This is a genomic window from Colwellia sp. RE-S-Sl-9 (genome assembly GCF_048296855.1).
Classification (GTDB): domain Bacteria; phylum Pseudomonadota; class Gammaproteobacteria; order Enterobacterales; family Alteromonadaceae; genus Pseudocolwellia.
The window spans coordinates 1,116,889-1,141,546 of the sequence record NZ_CP182631.1; the positions used below are offsets into that span (position 1 = coordinate 1,116,889).

Annotated in this window: 22 protein-coding genes; 2 read left to right on the top strand and 20 right to left on the bottom strand. The window is 35.0% G+C overall.

The window, feature by feature from the left end; translation table 11 throughout:
• Positions 1 to 245: 245 nt before the first annotated feature.
• From ACM9HF_RS04800 to yceD, 14 genes are all read right to left on the bottom strand, one after another.
• Complete coding sequence (locus ACM9HF_RS04800) at positions 246 to 1,697, bottom strand: hypothetical protein (protein ID WP_473614886.1); 1,452 nt, start codon at positions 1,695 to 1,697, stop codon at positions 246 to 248.
• A 201-nt stretch (positions 1,698 to 1,898) separates the two neighbouring features.
• Positions 1,899 to 2,666 (bottom strand): TatD family hydrolase, encoded by a 768-nt coding sequence (locus ACM9HF_RS04805; protein WP_473614890.1) that lies wholly within the window; start codon positions 2,664 to 2,666, stop codon positions 1,899 to 1,901.
• A 77-nt stretch (positions 2,667 to 2,743) separates the two neighbouring features.
• Positions 2,744 to 3,070 (bottom strand): PilZ domain-containing protein, encoded by a 327-nt coding sequence (locus ACM9HF_RS04810; protein WP_473614893.1) that lies wholly within the window; start codon positions 3,068 to 3,070, stop codon positions 2,744 to 2,746.
• Entirely contained in the window at positions 3,067 to 4,014 is a 948-nt protein-coding gene (locus tag ACM9HF_RS04815; RefSeq protein ID WP_473614897.1) for a DNA polymerase III delta subunit-related protein, read from the bottom strand. The genes ACM9HF_RS04810 and ACM9HF_RS04815 overlap by 4 nt, the downstream gene beginning before the upstream one ends.
• Positions 4,015 to 4,064: 50 nt before the next feature.
• Entirely contained in the window at positions 4,065 to 4,706 is a 642-nt protein-coding gene (tmk, locus tag ACM9HF_RS04820) for a dTMP kinase (protein ID WP_473614900.1), read from the bottom strand.
• Positions 4,707 to 5,170: 464 nt separating this feature from the next.
• A complete protein-coding gene (gene mltG / locus ACM9HF_RS04825) occupies positions 5,171 to 6,175 on the bottom strand; it encodes an endolytic transglycosylase MltG (RefSeq protein ID WP_473614903.1) in 1,005 nt (334 codons plus the stop codon).
• Positions 6,169 to 6,975 carry an aminodeoxychorismate lyase gene (pabC, locus tag ACM9HF_RS04830; RefSeq protein ID WP_473614907.1) on the bottom strand — a complete coding sequence of 269 codons (807 nt, stop codon included), beginning with the start codon at positions 6,973 to 6,975 and terminating at the stop codon, positions 6,169 to 6,171. The genes mltG and pabC overlap by 7 nt, the downstream gene beginning before the upstream one ends.
• 212 nt (positions 6,976 to 7,187) lie before the next feature.
• Positions 7,188 to 8,420, bottom strand: a complete 1,233-nt coding sequence (fabF, locus tag ACM9HF_RS04835; protein ID WP_473614910.1) for a beta-ketoacyl-ACP synthase II — start codon at positions 8,418 to 8,420, stop codon at positions 7,188 to 7,190.
• Between the two features lie 130 nt (positions 8,421 to 8,550).
• Positions 8,551 to 8,784 carry an acyl carrier protein gene (gene acpP / locus ACM9HF_RS04840; RefSeq protein WP_076417854.1) on the bottom strand — a complete coding sequence of 78 codons (234 nt, stop codon included), beginning with the start codon at positions 8,782 to 8,784 and terminating at the stop codon, positions 8,551 to 8,553.
• 152 nt (positions 8,785 to 8,936) lie between these two features.
• Positions 8,937 to 9,671 (bottom strand): 3-oxoacyl-ACP reductase FabG, encoded by a 735-nt coding sequence (gene fabG, locus ACM9HF_RS04845; RefSeq protein ID WP_077342834.1) that lies wholly within the window; start codon positions 9,669 to 9,671, stop codon positions 8,937 to 8,939.
• A gap of 8 nt (positions 9,672 to 9,679) precedes the next feature.
• Positions 9,680 to 10,615 carry an ACP S-malonyltransferase gene (fabD, locus tag ACM9HF_RS04850; RefSeq protein WP_473614917.1) on the bottom strand — a complete coding sequence of 312 codons (936 nt, stop codon included), beginning with the start codon at positions 10,613 to 10,615 and terminating at the stop codon, positions 9,680 to 9,682.
• A gap of 72 nt (positions 10,616 to 10,687) precedes the next feature.
• Positions 10,688 to 11,719, bottom strand: coding sequence for a phosphate acyltransferase PlsX (gene plsX / locus ACM9HF_RS04855; RefSeq protein WP_473614921.1), 1,032 nt, complete (start codon positions 11,717 to 11,719; stop codon positions 10,688 to 10,690).
• Positions 11,720 to 11,851: 132 nt separating this feature from the next.
• Positions 11,852 to 12,022, bottom strand: a complete 171-nt coding sequence (gene rpmF / locus ACM9HF_RS04860; protein ID WP_473614924.1) for a 50S ribosomal protein L32 — start codon at positions 12,020 to 12,022, stop codon at positions 11,852 to 11,854.
• A 41-nt stretch (positions 12,023 to 12,063) separates the two neighbouring features.
• The gene (gene yceD / locus ACM9HF_RS04865) at positions 12,064 to 12,576 is read right to left on the bottom strand and encodes a 23S rRNA accumulation protein YceD (protein ID WP_473614927.1); all 513 of its coding nucleotides are present in this window, start codon (positions 12,574 to 12,576) and stop codon (positions 12,064 to 12,066) included.
• Between the two features lie 118 nt (positions 12,577 to 12,694).
• Between yceD and ACM9HF_RS04870 the strand changes: the two genes are divergently transcribed.
• Positions 12,695 to 13,285 carry a Maf family protein gene (locus ACM9HF_RS04870; RefSeq protein WP_473614931.1) on the top strand — a complete coding sequence of 197 codons (591 nt, stop codon included), beginning with the start codon at positions 12,695 to 12,697 and terminating at the stop codon, positions 13,283 to 13,285.
• 80 nt (positions 13,286 to 13,365) lie between these two features.
• Here the strand turns inward: ACM9HF_RS04870 and ACM9HF_RS04875 are convergent, their stop codons facing one another.
• Both ACM9HF_RS04875 and rluC read right to left on the bottom strand, forming a co-directional pair.
• Entirely contained in the window at positions 13,366 to 14,031 is a 666-nt protein-coding gene (locus ACM9HF_RS04875) for an HAD-IA family hydrolase (protein ID WP_473614934.1), read from the bottom strand.
• An 8-nt stretch (positions 14,032 to 14,039) separates the two neighbouring features.
• A complete protein-coding gene (gene rluC, locus ACM9HF_RS04880; RefSeq protein ID WP_473614938.1) occupies positions 14,040 to 15,032 on the bottom strand; it encodes a 23S rRNA pseudouridine(955/2504/2580) synthase RluC in 993 nt (330 codons plus the stop codon).
• 628 nt (positions 15,033 to 15,660) lie between these two features.
• Here rluC and rne point away from each other — a divergent pair.
• Positions 15,661 to 18,726: a ribonuclease E gene (rne, locus tag ACM9HF_RS04885; protein WP_473614943.1), complete on the top strand. Its 3,066-nt coding sequence runs from the start codon at positions 15,661 to 15,663 to the stop codon at positions 18,724 to 18,726.
• A 687-nt stretch (positions 18,727 to 19,413) separates the two neighbouring features.
• Here the strand turns inward: rne and gnd are convergent.
• From gnd to ACM9HF_RS04905, 4 genes are all read right to left on the bottom strand, one after another.
• Positions 19,414 to 20,880, bottom strand: coding sequence for a decarboxylating NADP(+)-dependent phosphogluconate dehydrogenase (gene gnd, locus ACM9HF_RS04890; RefSeq protein ID WP_473614945.1), 1,467 nt, complete (start codon positions 20,878 to 20,880; stop codon positions 19,414 to 19,416).
• Positions 20,881 to 21,101: 221 nt separating this feature from the next.
• Entirely contained in the window at positions 21,102 to 22,175 is a 1,074-nt protein-coding gene (locus ACM9HF_RS04895; protein ID WP_473614948.1) for a GDSL-type esterase/lipase family protein, read from the bottom strand.
• A 935-nt stretch (positions 22,176 to 23,110) separates the two neighbouring features.
• Positions 23,111 to 23,818: a ZIP family metal transporter gene (locus ACM9HF_RS04900; RefSeq protein ID WP_473614952.1), complete on the bottom strand. Its 708-nt coding sequence runs from the start codon at positions 23,816 to 23,818 to the stop codon at positions 23,111 to 23,113.
• 69 nt (positions 23,819 to 23,887) lie between these two features.
• On the bottom strand, positions 23,888 to 24,421 hold the full coding sequence (locus ACM9HF_RS04905) for a DUF1569 domain-containing protein (RefSeq protein ID WP_473614955.1): 534 nt from the start codon (positions 24,419 to 24,421) through the stop codon (positions 23,888 to 23,890).
• Between the last annotated feature and the right edge of the window lie 237 nt (positions 24,422 to 24,658).

Genomic DNA, 24,658 nt, shown 5'->3' on the forward strand with positions numbered 1-24,658 from the left:
AGACTGTAAAAACTAGGTAATATTTAACCTATGTCGAGTTAATGAATTTAATAAAACTAATTCATAATGTTAACTTTGTGCTATGTTTGAATAACGACCTGAATACAATCTAAATATATTTTTAATGATGATATTTATGTCATTATCAGGTACTTTATAAACCAATAGCTCGCTATTGCGCATAAAAATGCAGATAAACGCTTAAGCATTATTGAGTAAAATTACTTAATCTGAACTGAGGTTGTTTACTGTATATTATCTAGCTCTTGGCTTAATTTTTCTCTTTCCTCTTCACTAATTCCTTCAAGTTGTTCTAATTCAAACCTTGCTAGTTGAGGATTTTGTGTAACTAGATAAGCAAATGATGATTTTAAAATCATTAAACGTTGTTCTGGGTTACTAATTGAAGTGGCAATACCAAATGCACGAGTAGGTTCTTTTTCCAGAATTTTTTGTACAATGACTTTCTTTGCATTAATCTCAACATCACCTTCTGGAACAATTTGCAACCAATCTATAACTTGTTCTTGATCTTTTTCTAGCCAAGATAAAATAATTGAATCAATGACCTTAGCTTGCGCTGATTCAGGTAAATTTGGTAGATAATCTATCATTTTTTCCAGATTTAACGCTGAAATCTGAACACTTACATTAGCTAATAATGCATCACGAAAAACGGGATCTGACTGTTCACTGGCAAGAGTTAACACTTCAAATTGGTAATCTTCTGAATGAGAGCCCACTTCAAGTACTGCTTGAATGGCTGCTTGGTAAACATGATATTCATCTAAATTTTTTGCCCAAGTCAGCGCATTATAAAAATCGATATTAGCGAGATAATCTGCATAATAACTAGATAATATAACCTTATCATCACCAAGTTCTTTATTCTGAATATATTCAGCTGCAGACATTGGATTTTGCTTCATAAACTGCCACTCGATACTTCTTTTTAACTGCCTATAAAATTCATTATTGCTAAATTCGTCGCTTTTAAAAATATCTGAATCGATTTGATTTTCTAACCAAGAAAGTGCCTCTCGGGCATTATTCTCCCCCCAAAACTCAATAATACTAGCGAGCACTGTATTCTTCAGTTGAAGGTCATAAAAAGAATCTAGCTCAAGAATAGCGATCTCAGGATCATCTTCAGCTAACTGTAAAAAAAGTGCGGTAAGATAATCTCTTTGCTGTACTGGTGATAGATTTTGCTCAAATACCCAAGCGATTCCTTGGGTAATATGATCTATAGCAATCAGTCTAATCGCCCACTCCATTACGTAATCACGATAATGATCTTTCATCGACAATATATAGTTAAGAGCAGACCTCCAATCAATCATCATCCATGGAGCTATAATTTTTTTTACTCTAACTATAACCTTTTCATCATCGGTATAAAGTATAATGCTATTAATGCAATCTAAAAATTCATGACTTACAGTAAATTCATTCACTCGTTCGATGCAGAGTAGTTCATCCTTTTCTATATGAGGAAATAATACGTTTGATGTTGTTTCATTGGTTACGTCATTAGCTTTAGTGGGTACAATGTTATTTACAAAGTCCCCTTTCTTTTCTATCCCTAATGTATCGTTTGATTGTTGAAAATAAATACTCTTAATATAATAAAATATTGCAAATACAAAAAAAACGAGTGTAATACTTAAAATTAATTTTATACGTTTTATTTTCATTTTTTTCCAAACAAAGATAACTACACATTAAAGTTTATGTTTACAAAGAGAATCGACTATTAATTATACATTGTATATACCTGTAACATATCAAATGAAAGTTTTAGGCAACCTACACGCAACATGATCAAGGCACATCTTTTGTTTTATATAGTTGTTTTTTCAAAACAAATGTAACGATATATAATAATATCTATGCTTCTAGAGATTAAATAGCGTATTAAAGTTCTGTGTTGAAATTTTTGCTATGTGCTCCACTGATTGACCACGAATACTCGCAAGATGTTTTGCAACCTCAACCACGTAAGCTGGCTGGTTTTGTTTACCACGATGAGGAACTGGCGCTAAATAGGGGGAGTCGGTTTCAATCAGTATTCTATCGTCTGGTATTTTTTGAGCCACTTCTCTTAGTTCTGTTGCATTTTTAAAAGTAACAATACCAGAAAAAGAAATATAAAAGCCTAAATCAATAGCTTGTTTAGCCATTTCCCAGCTTTCAGTAAAACAATGTAAAATACCACCTACGTTTTGTGCATTTTCGTCACGCAGTACTTTCAAAGTGTCTTCTTGTGCATCACGTGTATGAATAATTAGAGGTTTATTTACTTTATTGGCAACCCTTACATGCTTAATGAAAGAGTCTAACTGTACTTCTTTGGTTTCAGGTGCATAAAAATAATCAAGCCCTGTTTCACCCACAGCAATAACACGTTCGTTTTGTGACAATGTAAGTAGTTCATCTTCATCAACTTTATCTTCTTGATTTAAAGGATGCATGCCACATGATAGAGATACATTTTCATATTTCTCCGTAATGTCTGCCATAGCAGGGAAATCTTTTAAAGTAACACTTACACAAAGGATATGTTCAACATTTGCCTGTGCTGCGGACTCAATAACCTTATCTAAATTATTGTCAAATTCTTCAAGTTTTAAACGGTCTAAATGACAATGTGAATCTATAAACAAACTACACTCCAATAATAGTGAATTAACAAAGGGTAAAAGAAAGGTATTAGGTTATTAATTTAACAACCTAATAATAACTACATAGTTAAGGTAGGATCAGACGAATTTAAAAAACGCGCTATATATTTTTCAATTTGATTTCTTATATTTTCAGGATCATCAGTAAAACTAACGCCAACTCCTGCAGGTGTTCCGCTTTGTGAACTTATAGGTGTTAACCAGCAAACTTCACCTTTAACTTCTGAATGTTCTAAAGCATCAGGTAAACAAACTTCAAGTATCACTTCTGTGCCTAATTCAAACTTGGCGTTCGTTTTATAAAAAAGCCCACCGTTTTTTAAAAATGGCATGTAAGATTGATATAGCTCTCGCTCTGAAATAAATTCTAAATATATACTTTTCAATGCTTACTCCCAGTGTTTACATTAGATAAACTATTATCAATATCTATAATCAGTTTTTCAATCATAAATTGATCATTTACCTGACTTAGCTCTTTACTCTGACTTATTGTAGCGACTATTTGATTGTAAATATGCCATAAAATATTATTATTTAGTAAATTAGACTGATTTTCGACCTGTATACTACTTTCCCAACCACAAAGTCCCCTCATTGCATTTGTAATAACCTTTTCTAACCAACGTAAACCATGGGGTGAATTTGCAACCATTTTAATGACTGCTGTTACTCCCTCTTTATTTGTCAGAAAATTTAAAAAAGTCTGTTCAAAGAGTAAATATTCATTGGCTATTTCATCACTGCTTAATTCGGGTAAGTGACTTAAATTAATAAAAGCACTATGATTTTTGTTATTAACATTTATATGCTGAGCTAATAGTTCACCTGAAGGCGGTCTTATTTCAAATAAACGGCACCGGCTAATAATGGTTGGTAATAAAGTATCATGTTCGTCTGATAATAAAACGATAATACTATTATTTGTCGGCTCTTCTAAAGTTTTCAGTAATGCATTGGCGGCTGCGACAGTCATTTTATCAGCTTCAGGAATAAGTACCGTTTTGATCTTACCTATTTGCGCTGTTTTTTCAAAAAATGTGCTGACCTTTCTTACACTATCAATTCCTAGCAAGCTTTTTTCAGGTATTACTGTAGAGTGATCCGGATAGTTATTTTTGAGTAATAGATTACAATGTTTACATTGACGACAAGGTTGTAAAATAGCGCCTTGAATAACGTTTTTACATTGAATTACTTGAATTAACCAATTTGCTAAGTCTTCTTTACCACTCCCTTTCACTCCACTTATTAAGATGGCATGAGGTAAGTTTCCTGCTGTAATATGCTGTGAGAATAAAGTTTGTTCTTTAGCTAGCCAGCTTTTCATATATAACCTATATGCAATAATTTATGCGTGTAAAAACGTTGTATTCTACGTTATAAAAGTGCTTTTTTTTCAATAATCTTATCTACAACATCAATAACAAGCTTAGCCACTTCTTCTTGCTTTTTTGATGCGTCTATCACGGTAAATTTATCAGGGGCTTGTTTAGCTTGCGTTAAATAACCATTACGTGCTTTTTCTAAAAATTCCATTCTTTCATCTTCTAAACGGTCAAGCCCTTCCCCACGTTGTTTTACTCGTTCAAGACCTAATATAGGATCAAGATCTAAAATAATGTTCATATCTGGAGAAAAACCATTTAACGCCATGTTATTAATTTTACGAATAATATCTAAATCAATACCTCTGGCGTAATGTTGAAAACTAAAGGTTGCAGCATCAAAACGATCTGAAATAACCACTTTACCTGCTGTTAATGCAGGGATTATTTTTTCAGTTATATGTTGCGCTCTAGCTGCTCCAAATAACATTAACTCGGTCATATTACACATTTCAGGCGTTGAAGGATCAAGTATCACTTCCCTGATTTTTTCACCTATAGGAGTTCCACCTGGCTCTCGTGTTACAACAACATCTAATCCTTTATTTTTCAGATACTGTTCAATTGTTTTAATTACTGTTGTTTTACCTGCGCCATTACTACCGTCGCAAACAAGCATAAAGCCTTTATTCATTAAATTATCTCGCAGTACATTGTTTTATTTATCATTAGGGTCTGTTGATCTTTCGAGTATGATTTTTGTTCAATTTAAAAGCGTTTTAGTCACAGGTTTTACGTTCCAAACAAAACCTAAGTACCTGCATCCGTGCAGGCAAGGTAAACGTTTTGTCACATAGTCATCTATGTAAACAAGGTTTACAGATTTTATGTTCCTGCATAATCTAAGTACCTACAACCATGTAGGCAACGAAGAATAAATCGCTTTTAAATGACCCCTTGGGCAGCGCCTGTTTGATATTTCTAGATCGTTATAGTGATTTTATGTGGAACGACCACACATGAATCACTATATCTCGTATAAAAATCAAACAGACTGCTGCAAAAACATATCTTAAAGGTCAACAGCCCCTAGTATTTTACTATTAAAACCAAGTATATAATAACTAAGCCAGCTAGTGATCACTAGATATTACTTGGCTATTTACTTTTAGTCGCTAACAAATATTCAGCTACTGCTTTGTTATGTTCTTTCAATGTTTTTGAAAATACATGTTTTCCATAACCATCACTAACAAAATATAAATAATCGGTTGTATCTGGATGCATTGCTGCTTTTAGTGCTAGCTTTCCAGGCATAGCAATGGGTGTAGGTGGGAGACCGTGAATACGGTAGGTGTTATACGCTGTTTTTTCTCGAAGATGAACGCGTTTTATATCCCCTTTATACCGATCACCTAAGCCATAAATAACCGTGGGATCAGTTTGCAAACGCATCTTTTTATTTAACCGATTAATAAAAACAGAGCTAATAACAGGGTGCTCACTTTGTAAGGCGCTTTCTTTTTCAATAATGGAAGCCATAATTAACGCTTCGTACGCGTTTTCATAAGGTAAATCAGGATCCCTTTCATTCCATAGAGATTCTAATTCTTTAGTCATTCTTTTATTCGCCCTACGAAGTATTTCTAATGTTGAAGTCCCCGAAGTAAAAAAATAGGTATCAGGGAAAAATAAACCTTCTGCATTTTGATGCTCTACACCTAAATATTCAGCCACATTATTCACAGAAAGATCGCTTGTTTTCTGTGTTAAGTTTTTATCGTTTGCCAAAGCTATTAGCCAGTCTTTTAATGTACTGCCTTCGATAAAGGTTATAGCGAATTGATGTTCTTTGCCTTTAACGAGAAGTGTGATTAGATCAACGTAGTTAATGCCTGTTGGAATAAGAAATGAGCCTTGCTTTAAAGCACTTAATTCTGGGGTTAACTTAATATAAGCTTTAAGCCAAAAGTTAGTCTCTATCCAACCTTTCTTTACAAGTTCTCTAGAAAAAGAGCTAATCGTTGTGCCTTTATTAATCGTAATAAGTTCAGGCTCAAGCAGAGGTATTTTCTTATGTACTTCGTGGTTTATGTAACTATATAAAGCTACAGGAAGTAATATGAGAATTAAAATGGCAGAAAAAACTAACTTTTTTAGCATGAATTAATGTTCGCTATAAGTGCTTTAAATTGATGAACTTGGTCAATATTAAGTTTATTACCCGCATAATTTATTATCGGAACTATTCCCATAATAGAGTTAGTAATAAACATTGATTGCGCTCTTTGGATATCAGCAGCCTTTGCTTTAATCACTTGAGTAGCAGGGTATTTTCTCAAGACCTCAGACCGTTGAAGACCTGCTACGCCACTATTTTTAATTTCAGGTGTAAAAAGCTCTCCATTATCAAACCAAAAAACATTTGCGCAAGTTGTTTCTATAACTTCATCGAATATATTAAATACGAGTAAATCATCGTAATTCGTTTGATCTAACTCATCTCTGATCAAAACTTGCTCTAACCTATTTAAATGCTTAACCCCAGAAAATAAAGGATTAATACCTAACTTAATAGTGGCATCGGCTACTGTAATACCTGATTGTGACCAGTGAAGGTATTTAGTCGGAAACTCCGATACTTTAATGATAATATTTGGACGACTAACACCAACCCGAGAGTAACCTCTCCCACCTTCACCTGACGTTATAACGACTTTAAGCACAGCCAAATCATAAGTTTTACAACATTCAATGAGTTCATTCTCTAAAGCAATAAAATCAACATCTAAGATTTTAAATAAACAACAGCCCATTTTTAAACGATTTATATGCTGATGTATAAGTTCTATTTGACCATTGCTCACTTTAGCCGTAGTAAATATACCGTCACCATAAGCTAAACCTCTATCATTTACAGATATATGGTTAACTTGTTGTCCATTAACTGATTGGAAATACATAGTTATTTAAACACTTAGATTAATCGTACAAACATAGAAGATGTAGTTTATTATTTATTAGAAGTGAATAACACAAAAAATAGAATTTGTGAGGATATGTTCATCAATTAAATAGCATAAAATAAAAAACCTGAATAATTGTAAACAAGTATTCAGGTTTCATTACTTTGATTCAAGTGTTAAATAACACTCAATGCTGTACTGACATCTATTTACATTTTTTTGAAAATTAATGAACCGTTTGTACCACCAAAACCAAACGAGTTACACAATACGTAATCTAAAGAAACATCTCTAGCCGTATGCGCAATATAATCTAAATCACACCCTTCATCAGGGTTATCTAAATTAATCGTAGGTGGAACTGCATTATTTGTTAATGCTTGAATACTAAATATTGCTTCTACTGCTCCAGCTGCACCTAATAAATGCCCTGTCATAGATTTAGTAGAACCCATCATAACTTTAGAAGCATGTTGACCAAATATTGACTTAACGGCATTGGTTTCTGCAATATCACCAGCTGGGGTCGATGTACCATGAGCATTAATATATCCAATTTTTGCTACATCAACTTTTGCATCATTAATAGCGTTCGCCATTGCTAAAGCGGCACCAGCACCATCAGCAGGAGGTGATGTCATATGATAAGCATCGCCGCTCATACCAAAACCTACAAGTTCAGCATAAATCTTAGCGCCACGAGCTTTAGCTTGTTCATACTCTTCAAGCATAAGAACACCAGCACCATCACCTAAAACAAAGCCATCTCTGTCTTTGTCCCAAGGTCTTGAAGCGGCTTGAGGATCATCATTTCTTGTAGATAAAGCCCTTGCTGCACCGAATCCACCCATTCCCATTTTGGTTGAAGCTTTTTCAGCACCGCCAGCAAGCATTGCATCAGCATCACCATAAGCAATCATTCTGGCTGCATGTCCAATATTATGAACACCACTTGTACAAGCAGTAACAATTGATATATTAGGACCTTTAAGGCCGTGCATGATAGATAAGTGCCCTGCAATCATATTTATAATGGTTGAGGGAACGAAAAATGGTGAAAGCTTTCGAGGGCTTGTTTTAAGCATTTTCTCGAAATTTTCTTCAATTAATCCTAAACCACCAATACCAGCACCAACAGCAACACCAACGCGCATAGCATTTTCATCAGTTATTTCTAAACCTGAATCTTGAATTGCTTGCACACCAGCCGCTACACCATATTGGATAAATAGATCCATTTTTTTGGCTTCTTTACGAGCCATATAGTCTTCAGCATTAAAATCTTTGATTAAACCTGCAAATTTTGTAGGGTACTCAGTTGTATCAAAATGCTGAATATCACTAATACCACTTTTACCAAGTAGTAAGTTTTGCCAAGTTGTTTCAGGATTGTTGCCCAAAGGGCTTAACATACCTAGACCGGTAACTACAACACGCCGCATAGGATGAGTTGCCTCCGATAGAAAAGAATATTTGAAAGGATTTTATTCGTAAATAAATGTTCTATATAACTACGAATAGTAATTTTAAAATATTTAAGGCGGTGTAATAACCGCCTTAAATATATAACAATTATTGATTAGCGTTTACGTAATCAATAGCTGCTTGAACTGTAGTAATTTTTTCAGCTTCTTCGTCAGGAATTTCAGTATCAAATTCTTCTTCTAACGCCATAACTAATTCTACTGTATCTAATGAATCAGCACCTAAATCGTCAACAAATGAAGATTCAGTTTTAACTTCTGCTTCACTTACACCTAATTGCTCAATAGTAATTTTTTTTACGCGTTCTTCGATAGTACTCATTTTTTTTCCTTTACTAGAAAATGCTATTTTTCAAATTGCATGTAGTGTATTCGCCAAAAGCTTAGCTTGCAAGTAACTAATTTTATTTTTATCACTGGTCCAATCAGATGGCATTTAAAATATATAATAGATTTTATAAATGATAAAATCAACTATAACATGTACATACCGCCATTAACGTGCAATGTTTCGCCCGTAATATAAGCTGCTGTGTCTGAAGCTAAAAAAGCAACTGCGTTAGCAATTTCTTCTGGCTTACCTAAACGATTCGCTGGTACTTGCGAAAATATACCTTCTTTTTGCTCATCTGTTAATGTTTGAGTCATGTCTGTATCAATAAAACCTGGTGCAACTGTATTAACCGTAATACCACGAGAAGCTACTTCTCTTGCAAGAGATTTAGTAAAACCTAATAAGCCCGCTTTAGCCGTTGCATAGTTAACTTGACCTGCATTTCCCATACTACCTACAACAGAACCTATATTAATGATCCTACCGTTACGTTTTTTCATCATAGGTCTAATAGCTGCTTTACTTAACTTAAATACAGACGAAAGGTTTGTATCAATAATATCTTGCCATTCATCATCTTTCATTCTCATAAATAAATTATCTTTAGTAATTCCTGCATTATTGACAAGAATGTCTATAGCACCGTATTTATCTTTAATATTATCGAATAAAGCAGCAATAGAATCATTGTCTGTTACATTCAATACTAGGCCGTTACCTTCTCCTAAATACTCACTAATTTTATCAGCACCGCCTTCTGAAGTTGCCGTACCAATAACGGTTGCGCCTAAATTTTTTAATTGACTAGCAATAGCTTTACCAATACCACGACTGGCACCTGTAACTAAAGCGACTTTACCTTCTAATGAAAACATATTTAAACCTATTTAATTAATTCTAATGCTTTAGCTAATGATGCATTATCATTAACTGATTCACATGAAACTGATTTATCTATTCTTTTTAATAAACCTTGTAAAACTTTACCTGGCCCTATTTCTAAAACCTGTGTACAGCCATTTTTTGCTAATAATTCAATCGTTTCTGTCCAGCGTACTGGTGAATATAACTGCCTTACCAGTGCACTTTTAATTTTTTCTGCTGAACTCTCAACGGTAACATCAACATTATTAATAACGGGAATAATTGGAGTATTAAAAGTAATGTTATTTAATTCTTTCGCTAATTCATCTGCTGCGCTCTTCATTAAAGCACAATGAGAAGGAACACTCACAGGAAGAGGTAATACGCGTTTAGCTCCAGCTTCTTTGCATAATAAACCAGCGCGCTCTACTGCTGCTTTATGACCAGCAATAACCACTTGCCCTGGAGAATTGAAGTTAACCGCTGACACCACTTCTTGTTCTTGAGCTTGTTCACATGCGGCAATAATTTCTGCATCACCTAAACCGATAACAGCAGCCATAGCACCTACACCTTCAGGTACAGAAGCTTGCATTAATTCACCACGTTTTTGAACAAGTTTAACGGCTGCACCAAGGTCAATAACATCAGCGCAAACCAGTGCAGAGTATTCACCTAAACTATGGCCTGCTAATGTAGCAGGTTTAATATCAGATTTAGCAGACCATAAACGCCATAAAGCAACACTTGCTGTTAATAACGCTGGTTGCGTATAGTTTGTTTGATTGAGTTTTTCTGCAGGCCCTTCAGAAACAAGTTGCCAAACATCATAACCTAAAGCTTGTGAAGCTTCTTTGAAGGTATTTTGGATAACGGTTTCATCGGCAAAATCAGCAAGCATAGAAACAGCTTGAGATCCTTGTCCAGGGAAAACAAACGCCAAATTATTTTGCATTTTTAGTACCTAATTATATTCTAATTGAATGTTCTAATTGAATGTTATTGTTTTATATAACATGATAAAAAATTAATCAGCTAAGCTTTGTTCCAGTTTTTTTCTTATTTTATCTGGAACTTGTCGTTCCACCTCTTTAGCTGCTTCCATAATTGCAGCAAGAAATGCCAATGAACTTGCATTTCCGTGGCTCTTCACCACAATGCCACGCAATCCTATCAAACTTGCACCATTGTACTGGTCGGGGTTCAACGATTTAAAAAGCTTTTTAATTGTTGAAGCAAAAAACTTACCTAGTAAACGCGTAAACATATGTTGAGATAATACAGATTTAAATTTGCTATAAACCATTAATGCTACCCCTTCACAGGTTTTCAGGGCAACATTCCCCACAAAACCATCACATACGATGACATCAGCTTTATTAGATAGAATATCATTCCCTTCAACAAAACCAATATAATTAATATAAGGGTTTGCCTCTAACTGAGCGGCGGTAAACTTGATGTGATCACTGCCCTTAATGTTTTCAGTGCCCATATTCAATAAGGCAACCTTAGGGCTTTCTATGCCATCAACTTCTTCAGCTAAAACAGATCCCATAATAGCAAACTGATAAAGTACATTAGAGTCGCAGAAAACATTTGCCCCTAAATCTAGCATAAAAACATGTTTATTATCGTCATGCGTAGGTAAAGCTGAAATAAGAGCAGGACGTTCCACACCAGGTAACATCTTCAATACATAATGAGCTATAGAAAACAAAGCTCCTGTATTTCCTGCACTAACACAAGCTTGAGCTTTATTGTTTCGAACTAAATCAATAGATTTACGCATTGATGAATTTTTTTTGTTTCTTAGCGCACTAGCGGGTAGTTCATCCATTTCAACCGTTTCAGTTGAGTGACAAATAGAAAGTTGGGGGGAATTTGTAAGGTTGTTTTTAGCAAGTTCTTGTGAAATGAGAGATTCATCGCCACAAAGAATAAGATGCAAATTAGGCATTTTTTGAATAGCCATAATTGCAGCAGGAATAGTTATTAGGGGGCCTTTATCGCCCCCCATAATATCTAACGAAATTGTTAGATTACAATCACTACTCATAAAATTGTTATTTTGTTTAATATAAACATTAGAGCACTCATTACTTTTTATATGGAAAAGTTAGAAACACTAGAACATTCCAAAATATCAGCTAGAAAAAATAGTGATTTTTGATAACAATATAGTTTTAAACTATTTGTTAATTACTTTAACGCCTTTGTAAAAGCCATCAGCTGTTATATGGTGACGACGATGCGTTTCACCTGAAACTGGATCTACTGATAAGTTTTCAGTGGTTAAAGCATCATGTGAACGGCGCATGCCACGTCTTGAACGAGACTTCTTGCTCTTTTGAACTGCCATTACCTACTCCTAAATTCGGTTATTGAGTTAAATAAATTCAACTATTTAAGTTGTTTTAATACATCAAATGGATTTGGTTTCTCTAACTCTTCAGGTAGTTCACCCCAAACGCTGTCAGCCGGAGCTGAACAATCTTTAGGTTCATGCCTGGGAATTAATGGGATAGAAATTAAAAATTCTTCTTCCAGTAATTCAAGTAAATTAACTTCACCATTTTCATCTAATTCTATTGCGTCATAATATGACGGCAATTCAGCAATTGCATCTTGATTTTTAACAGGACTAAAAACGAAATCCGCTTTTAATTCATATTCAAACGCTTCAGTGCAACGCTGACAAGTAAGTTTAACTAATGCCGAACCAGCGCCTGAAAGTACATTCAGCCCGCGTTCATCCACATTAAAACTAAACTTAGCTTTAACTTGCTCACTGCTTGATTCACACACAGCAAGCAATCTATTCATTCCAGATAATTTAAACACACCTTCGCACTCCAACCTTCGCTGGGCACTTTTAAATGGATCTATCGTTATCGGGAGTTTAAGATTCTTCATAAGCCGCGCATATTAATGCCCTGAGCCTGATGTGTCAAAAGAAAATTACATTAATTGCTTTAAAAAGTTAATATTGTCTCTATATTAACACTAACATTATTTTTATTGAGACAAGTTAATGGCCTCTAGAACAATTGTATTGGGTTCTACCTCCCCTTTTCGTAAAACATTATTACAGAAGTTAAATATCCCCTTTGAATGTGCAAAACCTAATATAGATGAAACGGCTCATAAAGGTGAAAGCCCTATAGAACTTGTTGAACGACTTGCTATAGAGAAAGCCCAAGCAATTTCTAATTTTCCTAATGCCCTTATTATAGGTTCTGATCAAGTCGCTTTATGCGATGACGAAATATTAGGAAAGCCCCATAACTTTGATAACGCCGTAAAACAGCTGACTAAGTTTAGCGGTAAAGCAGTAACGTTTTATACTGGCCTTTGTGTTTTAGACAGCTCAACCAATAAAGTACATTCATTGGTTGAACCTTTTATTGTACACTTTAATGAACTATCTCAAACAGAAATTGAAAACTATATAAAAGCTGAAGAGCCATATAACTGTGCAGGAAGCTTTAAAAGTGAAGGGCTAGGTATCTGCCTATTTAAAAAGCTCGAGGGTGAAGACCCTAATACTCTAATAGGTTTACCTCTTATTAAGTTAGTCAGCTTATTTAAACAACATGGTTTTGATGTGTTAAGTGAGCAATAAATAACTATTCTATAAATTAAAAAAGCTATCCCTTTATTAATAAAGGAATAGCTTTAAAGTTTTGCTTATTTATAACGTGTTTAAATTGTGCTGTTTTTAGGTATTAAAAGCTTTTCTAACTCATCTAATGAGTGAACAATCGCTTTAGGTTCGAACTGATTAAGTACATCAATAGTATGAGCACCGAAACTAACACCAATGCGGTCAACATTCGCATGTTTTGCCATTTCCATATCAAAACTAGTATCACCTATCATTACTGCATCACATGCATCTATACTAAGCTCAGTTAATAATGATGTGATCATTTCAGGATCAGGTTTTGAACGGCAATCGCTCGCTGAGCGTGTTGCATTAAATAAATGTTCTGTTTCAGTCATATTTAACACGCGTTCTAATCCGGGTCTTGCTTTTCCAGTAGCGACGGCAAGTAAAATATTACTTTCTTTTAAGCTTGTTAGTAATTCTAATGCATTATCAAATAAAGGAGTTGGCGTATTATTTACTTCTAAATACTGATGTTTATACTCTTTTTCTATCTTGTTTTGTAACTCAATAGAAGCTTGAGGAAATAATTGCTCAATACCTTTACTTAAACTTAAACCGATAATACTTTTACCTTGTTCAAAAGTGGCGGGGGTTAAATTTAATACTCTAGCTGCGGCTTGCATCGATAAAACAATCTTCCCTACCGAATCCATTAAGGTGCCATCCCAATCAAAAATAACTAATTTGTAATTTGGCATTACTCTTTTTACCCTCGCGCTTTCACTAATTTATTTAAGGCTTTTTGTAAATCGGCATCTAATGGCGCTTCAACCTTCATTCGCTCATTACTTAAAGGATGAGTAAATTCAATACTTGCAGCATGTAAAAACAAGCGTTTAAGGCCGATTAATTTCATTTCAGCATCAAAGGCTTCATTACCATACTTTGCATCACATGCTATTGCATGCCCTTTAACTTGACAGTGAACACGAATTTGATGTGTTCTACCTGTTACAGGAAATGCTCTAACTAAAGTGGCATTTTGATATTGCTGTAAAATTTTAAAACGTGTTTCTGATTCTTTACCGTTAATGTTATCTACAATAACAACGCGTTCACCTGATTTTAAATCGTTCTTTCTCAAACCTTCAGTTACCTTAGTCACTTTTGCAGACCATTGGCCTTTAACTAAAGCATGATAAAACTTTTGAACCGTTTTATTGCGTAGTTGCTCATGAAGGTTTCTTAACGCCGAACGTTTTTTAGCAATAACTAAACAGCCGGAAGTATCTCTGTCTAAACGATGCACAAGCTCTAACATTCGGGCATCAGGTCTAAGGGCTCTCATTGCTTCAATTAAACCAAAACTTAAACCACTACCACCATGAACAGCCATACCTGAAGGTTTATTAATAACAATTAAACGCTCATCTTCAAACAATATTTGTTTTTCTAAATTAGCAACTATGTTGAGCTGTGTTGAAACTGTATCAGTTTTTTCAGCTAATCTGATGGGAGCTATTCGTAAAATATCTTCATCAACTAATTTATATTCAGGTTTAATACGTTTTTTATTCGCACGAATTTCGCCCTTACGTAATAATCTATAGATATGACTTTTAGGAACACCTTTAAGTGTTTTAACTAAAAAATTATCAACTCGTTGACCAGCATCTTCACTGTCAATTGTAATAAACCTAACTTTAGGTCTATCATTTTCATCCGTATTAGTTTCTTTCAATCGATTAATTACTATCATTTTCTTTCAATAAGGTAAGTTTATCACAGTTCATTTGATAATTAAGCGAATTAAATTAGGTATTTCATTGCTAAATATAACAATATAATGGGATAATAAAGAGGTTAGTATTTTGAATAAGTACTATCCTAATAAATGGAAGTTCTGAGCGAAACGTAAGAGATATGATGCGGCTACTTTACTATGCGTTATTCGAGATGAATAAAACGACATTTTAATTGAATGGCCTATTGTAACATTTAGCACATCTAACAAATGTAAACAGTTAAAGAGACTACATAAACATTATATCCAGCGCATAAGAACCATTGTAACAATATTTAGTAAATGAATAATTTCAGATGTAGAGAAAGACAAAAACGATAAAACTATCGTGTCAACTACCCATCGCTAAAAACCTTTACTAAAATTTACACAGCACTCATGCTGAAGAACATAAAGAAATATATTCACTATGATCTATTATCATAGTTAGATTAATACAATCAGATTTTATAACAGCTTACTACGTAATATGGCGTATTAAGATTGACAACCGAGAGGTTGACGAATTGCTGTTTTACTTTACCAAGATTGCTTTGTGTACCAAGCAAATTGATTGCTGTGACTAAAAAAGAGTCACACAACTATGAAACGTATGTTAATCAATGCTACCCAATCAGAAGAATTGCGTGTAGCCCTCGTTGACGGACAGCAACTATATGATTTAGATATAGAAAGCCCTGGCCATGAACAAAAAAAAGCAAATATTTACAAAGCTAAAATTACTCGTATCGAACCATCTTTAGAAGCTGCCTTCGTTGACTATGGTGCTGATCGTCACGGCTTCCTACCAATGAAAGAGATTGCTAGAGAATACTTCCCTAAAGGATATTCTTTTCAAGGCAGACCAAGCATTAAAGAAGTACTCCACGAAGGACAAGAAGTTATTGTTCAAATTGATAAAGAAGAGCGTGGCCAAAAAGGCGCTGCACTAACTACCTTTATCAGTTTAGCGGGAAGTTATTTGGTATTAATGCCTAACAACCCTCGAGCAGGTGGTATATCTCGTAGAATTGAAGGCGACGAAAGAACTGATCTTAAAAATTCGTTAAGTAAACTTAATTTACCTAAAGGCATGGGACTTATTGTTCGTACTGCAGGTGTAGGTAAAGCATATGATGAATTAGAATGGGATTTAAGTGTTCTTTTACATCATTGGAAAGCTATTGAAAATGCCTCAGAAAATCGCCCTGCTCCATTTTTAATTCATCAAGAAACTGATGTTATAAAAAGAGCAATTCGTGACTATTTAAGACGTGATATCGGCGAAATTTTAATTGATCGCCCTAAAACATTTGAAGAAGTTAAAAAGCATATTGAAGTTGTTCGTCCAGACTTTATTAGTAAAGTTAAGCTCTACACAAATGACGTTCCTTTATTTACTCATTACCAAATTGAATCTCAAATTGAATCAGCTTTCCAACGTGAAGTTCGTTTACCTTCTGGCGGTTCAATTGTAATTGATCCTACTGAAGCAATGACTTCTATCGATATCAACTCAGCTAGAGCAACAAAAGGCGGAGATATTGAAGAAACAGCATTTAATACAAACTTAGAAGCAGCTGAAGAAATTGCTCGTCAATTAAGACTTCGTGATTTAGGTGGACTTGTAGTAATCGATTTTATCGATATGACACCAGTACGTCATCAACGTGAAGTTGAAAACAGAATGCGCGATGCAGTTAGACCAGACAGAGCACGTATCCAACTAGGTCGTATTTCTCGTTTCGGTTTACTTGAAATGTCTCGCCAACGTTTACGTCCATCAATTGGTGAAACTAGCCAAGGTGTATGTCCTCGCTGTAATGGTACAGGTCATGTACGTGGTGTTGAATCTTTAGCCCTATCTATACTTCGTTTAATGGAAGAGGAAGCGATTAAAGAGAACACCTTGCATGTTCAAGCACATGTTCCAGTTCCTGTTGCTACTTACCTGTTAAATGAAAAACGTCGTTCTGTAATGCATGTTGAAAAACATCACGGTGTTCATGTGTTAATTATTCCTAACCCTCATATGGATACACCTCAGTATGAAGTAGTAAGGATAAAAGAAGATGAAACCATTACTGAAGCAAGCTACAACTTACCTATCAAACAAGCGGTAGTTGAAGAAGCTATAATGCCTAAATTTGCTGAAGCAGTTAAGAAAGACGAACCCGCTCTACAGGGTATGTCTTCTCCTAAACAAAATGCACCTGCACAACAACCAGTACAAGCAGCTGCAGTTAAAACAGAAGTCAATACTAAATCAAGTGGCGGCCTTTTAAATTGGTTAAAGAGCTTATTTGTTACTGAAAAAGTTGAAGAACCAGTAAAAGCACCGGCCCCTAAAACAGAGAACAATCGTAGACCTCAACAAGGCCGACAAAATAATAAACGCAACCCTCGAAACGACAAACGTAACGAGAAGCGTACTTCTCATCCAAAAGCTGAAGTTGAAGCTAAAGATGTTAAACCTAACAAACCAGCGCGTAAGCCTGTTCATAATAAAGACAGTAAACCTAAAGAAGAGAAAGTTGCTGAACGTAGACAACGTCGTAATAATCGTAAAAAAGTAAGAGTAAATGATCAACGCTCAGCTCCTAAAGCGACAGCAACAAACAAAGCAAACGATGTGGTGCCAGCTAAAGTAGCACCTACAGCAGAAAAAGTAACTTTAGATACTGTTGCAACAGCTACAACAACTATTGATGAAAATCCAGTTGCAGTAACTGAAAAGACTAATACAGATGAACGTACTAGAAATAGACGTACTCCAAGGCATTTACGCACTAACGGCCAGCGAAGACGTCGTCAAAATAATGATACAGATACAAGTAACACTGAAGTAACATCAGAAAATAAATCTGATCCTGTAGAGTCTCGTTATCCTGAATCAACAGAAGTTCAAGTAACAACGGCAGTCGAAGCAACTACAGGTGAAGTACAACAAAGTTTACCTCTTGATGATACTAATGTGGAAAGCACTTCAGTAGCTAACACTCCTGAAGTTCAAGAAGCTAAACCAGCTTCAGCTAAAGAAAAAGTATCACAAGAAGTAGTAACTAAACAGCCTGCTCCAACAACCGATAAAGAAACTAAAGTTGAAGAAGTAAATGCTATAGTTACTGAAGTAGCAACAACTTCTGAATTGTCTACTGAAGTTCCTGTTATCGAAAACACAGTTCCTGAAAAACCGGCTGTAGAAAAAGTTACTCAAGAAACGGATAAAGTAGAAGCAACGCCTGTTGAGCCTACTGCTACAGAAACAGTTGAAGTTTTAGAACAAACTAATACTACAGTTGATGTAGCTGTTGAAAATGAAGTTACTAATAAAACTGAAGAGGTTTCTGCAGAAGAAGTTAGTATGATAGAGAGTACCTCTACGGTCACAGATACTAAAGTTGAAATATCAGCACAAGAACCTGCTCCAGTTAAACCTAAAGCAGTTAGGAAGGCTAAAATGCCAAAAGGAACAAAGGCAGCTGCAAATGTTAAGCAAGGTAAAGCATCTTCACCAATGACTAAACCTATTGCAACAACAATTGTAGGAGACATACCAACAGCTTCATTAAGTCTTGAAGAAAGACCTAAACATGCGATATCAGGCCGCGCGGCTATGGTGTCTAGTGTTATAAGCAAAAGCTCAGCAGGTCCAACAAAACCTCAGTAAGATAACTATGTAAGCACGTCTTACTGTTAAATAAAAAACAGCTTAATCGCTAATGCCGTTCACTTAAGGTGAGCGGCATTTTTATTTCTAGCATATCGTTGGGGTCTAGGTTTGACTTTTCAATGAAATGTGCGTTCTCACCCAGTATTTTCGCCAATTTTTAAACTGTTTAGGTACTGCGTCAGGTGTTGAATAAGGCAACCCCAGAAGTAAACACATTCTTATAGCTAAAGCGCTATTGAAACTTAGCTGACAAGGCAAATACTTGCCTTTTAATGTGCAGCATATCTCATACCAATCACCATAACCAATTGCTCATTTAACCCGTTTAAATGGCCAATTACATCGTTATTTAATCATTAGAGCACTACCTACATGACGTAGCTGCTTAGGTTAAGTCTGGAACGATGCTCCTGTATATTTGACCATTTATTCTTTATATAAAATAGATCATGCGCTTAGTATGAAGCGTTTGTTCTTTCGCGAATGGATAAATGTGGTCAAATAATTTTTGCAATTGGTATTAATAATGTCTAACGCTTGAGAAACTTACATAAAAAAATCCGATGAAAAGTATTCATCGGATTTTGATTTTTTACCAACTTTCAGACTATTTATAGCTTAGCTGATCGGCATTAGAAATAAACTCAGCTTTTTATTCAGCATAAATTTACTTGGTAAAACACATTATACGTCGTAAGTTGTAGAAGATGTATTACCACCTCGACCCGTCCAATTCGTATGGAAGAACTCACCGCGTGGCTTGTCTTTACGTTCATACGTATGAGCACCAAAGTAATCACGTTGCGCTTGTAGTAAGTTCGCTGGAGAGTTAGCCGTACGGTAGCCATCAAAGTAGCTTAATGCTGATGATAAACACGGTACTGAAATACCTTGCATGGCTGCTGTGCCGACTACTTCACGCCATCCTTGTTGTGCACTCATGACTACGTCTTTAAAGTAGTCATCAAGTAATAGGTTTGATAGGTTTTCGTCTTTATCAAACGCTGTTTTAATGTTGCCTAGGAAGGCTGAACGAATGATACAACCACCACGCCACATCAGTGCGATAGCACCACAATCAAGTTCCCATTTGTATTCTTTCGCCGCTTCACGCATTACAGCGTAACCTTGGGCGTAAGATACGATTTTAGACGCTAACAGTGCTTGCCTTAAGCTTTCTACAAATGCGGCTTTGTCACCGTTAAATACTGGCGTTGGGCCAGAAATAACAGAAGATGCTAAAACACGCTCTTCTTTAATTGCTGATAAACAACGAGCAAATACGGCTTCACCGATAAGTGTTAATGGCACACCTAAATGTAACGCTGTTACACCTGTCCATTTACCTGTACCTTTTTGGCCTGCGGTATCAAGAATGCTTTCTACTAGCGCTTTACCGTCTTCTTTATACGCGAGAATGTCCGCTGTAATTTCTACTAAGTAGCTGCTCAGTTCTGTTTTGTTCCAATCTGCAAACACGGCTTGCATTTCGTCTGCTGTCATACCGAGTAGGTCACGCATTAAAATGTAAGCTTCACAAATAAGTTGCATGTCGCCGTATTCAATACCGTTATGTACCATTTTAACGAAGTGACCTGCGCCGTCATCGCCTACCCAGTCACAACAAGGTACTGTTAGTTCGCCATTCGCATCAGCAACTTTAGCTGAAATGCCTTGGAAAATAGGTTTTACATGTTCCCATGCTTCTTTAGCGCCACCTGGCATAATTGATGGGCCTAATAGCGCACCTTCTTCTCCACCTGAAACGCCTGTTCCGATGTAAAGCAAACCTTTTTCACGTAGGTAATGTGTACGACGGTTTGAATCTTCAAATTGGCTGTTACCGCCATCTATGATGATGTCGCCTTGATCTAAATGAGGAATTAACAATTCAATAAAATCATCTACTGGCTGACCAGATTTAACCATAAGCATAATTTTACGTGGCGATTCTAAAGAAGCGACTAAGCTTTCTATTGAATCAGCACCGCGAATGCTTTTGTCTTTGGCTCTGCCGTTAATAAAGTTTTCTACTTTATTATACGAGCGGTTAAATGCTGTTACTGTAAATCCTTTACTTGCCATATTAAGGATCAAGTTTTCGCCCATAACTGCTAGGCCAACAACACCTATATCTGATTTTGCTTTCATGTTCTCTCCAAAGAAATAATTTTTATTACATTTGTTATATGCAATACATATAACGAATAAATATTATTTTTATACGAATTCAAAATTTCGCACAAATTACCTACATTTATTTATGGTTAAGATACCAGATATTAATATAACGTACAGTTACATTAATATCTGGTTTATAACTTTTCGCAATATAGAAAATCAATAATACTTATAACGTTAGTTTTAAACGCCTACCAATTCATTAGCGCTTTTATATGGCGTGTGAGTTTACCAGCATTTGCCACATGTTGCTGCACTCTTGGATGCTTTTTATAACCATTAAAGTCAAATAAAGTCATCTCAATCTTTATTTTGTTGTTTTTTTGTTCAACCTGTTTAATTGCACGTTTTACGTAATCTACCCACTTACTATTTTTTGAGGCATCCATACTTCCTAATATTGATATAAATTGTGCATTAGGGTATTTAACACTCAATTTAGTTATAAAGCTTTCGTAGGCATCAATTATATTCTGGTCTGTTGGTTCTGGCTTTAATCTTTTTTCATTATCAATTAACCAACTATCATTTTGACCTAAATTAACCACAACTACATCAGGCTGCCAGGTACTAAAATCCCATTGTGAATCATTTTTATCTACACCTGTTAGTTGGTCATAGTAATCCGGCATAATAAAATCAAACCAGCTCACCATAAAACCTATACCACTACGTGATATTGTATGAAATTCTGCATTTAATTTACGTGCTGTAATCGCAGCATATGAAAGATAATGATTTTTTTCAGATGCCCTTTTATCAATATCGTTATCTGCAGCTTCATTACCCACGGCACTGGTTACTGAGTCGCCAAAAAATGCAATTTTTCTGCTAGGCCGCTTAGGTGTTTTTGCTAATGAATAACCATTTTGCACTTCTACACCATGAAAGAAAGTACCGCCTTCGTAGCCTTCTGTTCTTTTAAATAATTCAAATTCAGTTGTTTTACTCGTAATTAAGTGGCTTAAATCATACTTTTTTAAACCTTTGTTTAATTTAAGTACGTACGGATATAAAGTGTTGCCATTAATAATTACGTTAAAGTAATTTTCCCCTTTTTCATCTTCAATCAGTAATACAAGTTTATTGCCAGTTATATTCGCCTTAATACTTGTACCCGGCCATGTTAGATAAGGTTTGTTTTTATCAGAAAAATCAATTCTCCCTGTGTACAAAAACCCCTTATCTGAGGCCAGTATCACATCAGCAACTACATTAAAAGCAGTTAACAATGTAATAAATAAAATAATAGATAAACGATTCAAAAGCTTAACCTCTATAAATTTAATTATTTAAAACTTACACCGTAAACAAGCGCTAGTCGTTATACCCATAAATTATTTACACGATAGAATTTTTTGCAATAGTTTATTTTGTTTACAATAAACAATCTAGTAGTTTTAACGATTAAAAATCTGCGACTAAATTGTGTTTAATTCTTACAGGATTCTTCATCTTGAAATGGCATAGATATAAATAAAGTTATATCTATTACTCAGACATAGGAACATACTGATATTGTTATACATCTACGTTTAAATTAAACGCTGCGTAACCAAAGTCCTTAGGTTGGTTCAAACCAATTTCAGGTTCAAAATATTCACCTTAAGAGGAAGTATCATGAGTAAAGGACAAGACAATAAGAAGAGTGCTAAAAAGAAACCACTTTTAACAGCAAAAGAAAAGAAAGCAGCCAAAACCGCTAAAAAATCAACAACCAATGTTTTAGGTAAGTAAATTCAAAAGGCCATCAATTTTTGATGGCCTTTACCGTTAATAAACAGATCATTTATCGTTTCTTCAAAATAATATATAGGTAACCTGAACTCCTACCTTGAGTTAAGATGGTTTTGCATATGTTTTCATATTTTATGGAATGGGAAACCAACTAACTTTTTTACTCATCCATACATGTGCTGTTGGCTCAAATATAGTTTCATCTACTAAATTAATAGGTCGTAATTTTAATCGAACCACTGGTCAATCGTCTAGGTTATAGCGATAAACTCTATTACCAGAGTTAAGGAAAAATTTAACATGATTTTTATTTCGGCTATCCGCAATACAACCCCATTCTTTAAATGTACCGGTAAACTCAATGTCTTTAGCATCAATAACAATACTTGTACTGAAAGCGCAGGTAGATAGTTATTACCACTCTTCTCTTTTATATACCAACGTTTAATCTATGCATTTATTTTTATGACGTTGTGATCATTAAACCGTACATACCTACCACAAAACCTAAGACTGCGCCCATAGGTGGAGCCCAATGATTTTCTAATTTAACTTTTGGTGCTAAGTCTTGAAAAACTGAATACAAAATCCCGCCTGAAGCAAATAGCATAATAGCTGCAATAATTACAGGATATCCCGATAACCAAAGGTAACCTGAAACACCAGCAACAGGACCAAGAAAAGCCATTAACGTAAACATAACTAAAATTTTACGCGTATTAAATGAAGGTGATTCGTTTAATTCACGGTAAGCACTAAAGCCCTCTGGTAAGTTTTGTAAGGCAATAATAGCGGCAAGTAAAAAGGCGTTATTATTACCCGTTGCAAATGCAGCGCCTAGTGCAATCGATTCGGGAATAAAATCAGAGATCATGGCGGCAAGTTGACTCGCAGGTGTATTCATTTTTTTCAAATAAATATCAAGGCACATAAAACAGAGTCCACCCGCAATAAAGCAAACACAAGCCCAAAGAGGTTCGGTATTTGTTATACCTTCTGGCACTAATACTAAAGCAACAGCAGACAATAACGCCCCGCCACCAAAAGCAATAACACCATGCTGAACTTCATCATTAATCCAATCTCTTTTAATGCTAGCAATTGCAGCACCTAAAGTCATGGCTAAACCAGCAAGTAAGGTGGAGATAATAACGGTAATTAACAAATACATGAGGATTTTCCAATAAAATCAAAAATGAATGAGCTGTAAAGAACAAAACAGTTTGCTATAAAAATAGAGTTAACCATTAATTTCCTGTAAATGATTATTTAAATGAATAACATGGGCGATTTCATATTCGTTTTTAGATAGCTCTCCATAAGCAAAATGTGGCGCTAAAGCTCCCTTATATTGTTTAAACTCAGTAAATGCATGAGTTAACCGTTGTAACGCGAGTTGTATATTTTGTTCAGGCGATATAAATGGTGCGCCAGGAATAGCTTCACTTAGGTTATGTATCATTTTTCCTTTTGTTGAAAATATAGCAAACGCAAGCTGACCTACTGTATTTTTAAAAGTATCAGATTTATGTTCGGGAAAACCTTGCATTGAATACTCAATACTTTGCGCGCAATGCATAAATATTTGGTAAGCGTTCCATGCACCTGTACTCAATATTTGTTGACCTGACAATGTGGCTAATTTTTTTAGTGCAAAATCTATGGTTAGCTCTTTTGGATTAACACCCAAGTTAAGCCAAATGGCTCCGCCACTTATAACGCCAATGGAAGTACCACCTATAATTGAAGCTTTTAAAAACGCTCTACGTTCCATGATCTAACCTAAACAGTGACATAACAGAACGTAGGATAAGTTATATTCATCAAAAATAAAAACCCCAAAAATATAAACATTGTATTTTTAGATAAATATCCATGTTGCCAATCAATATACCCATGCCACCTTAAGGTGTAATCAACATAAGTAATAAATTGAAGGCTATTCAACAATACCGTAAGTAATAAAAATAATTATTTTAAAATACCGCTTGATTAATGTTCATAATCGATA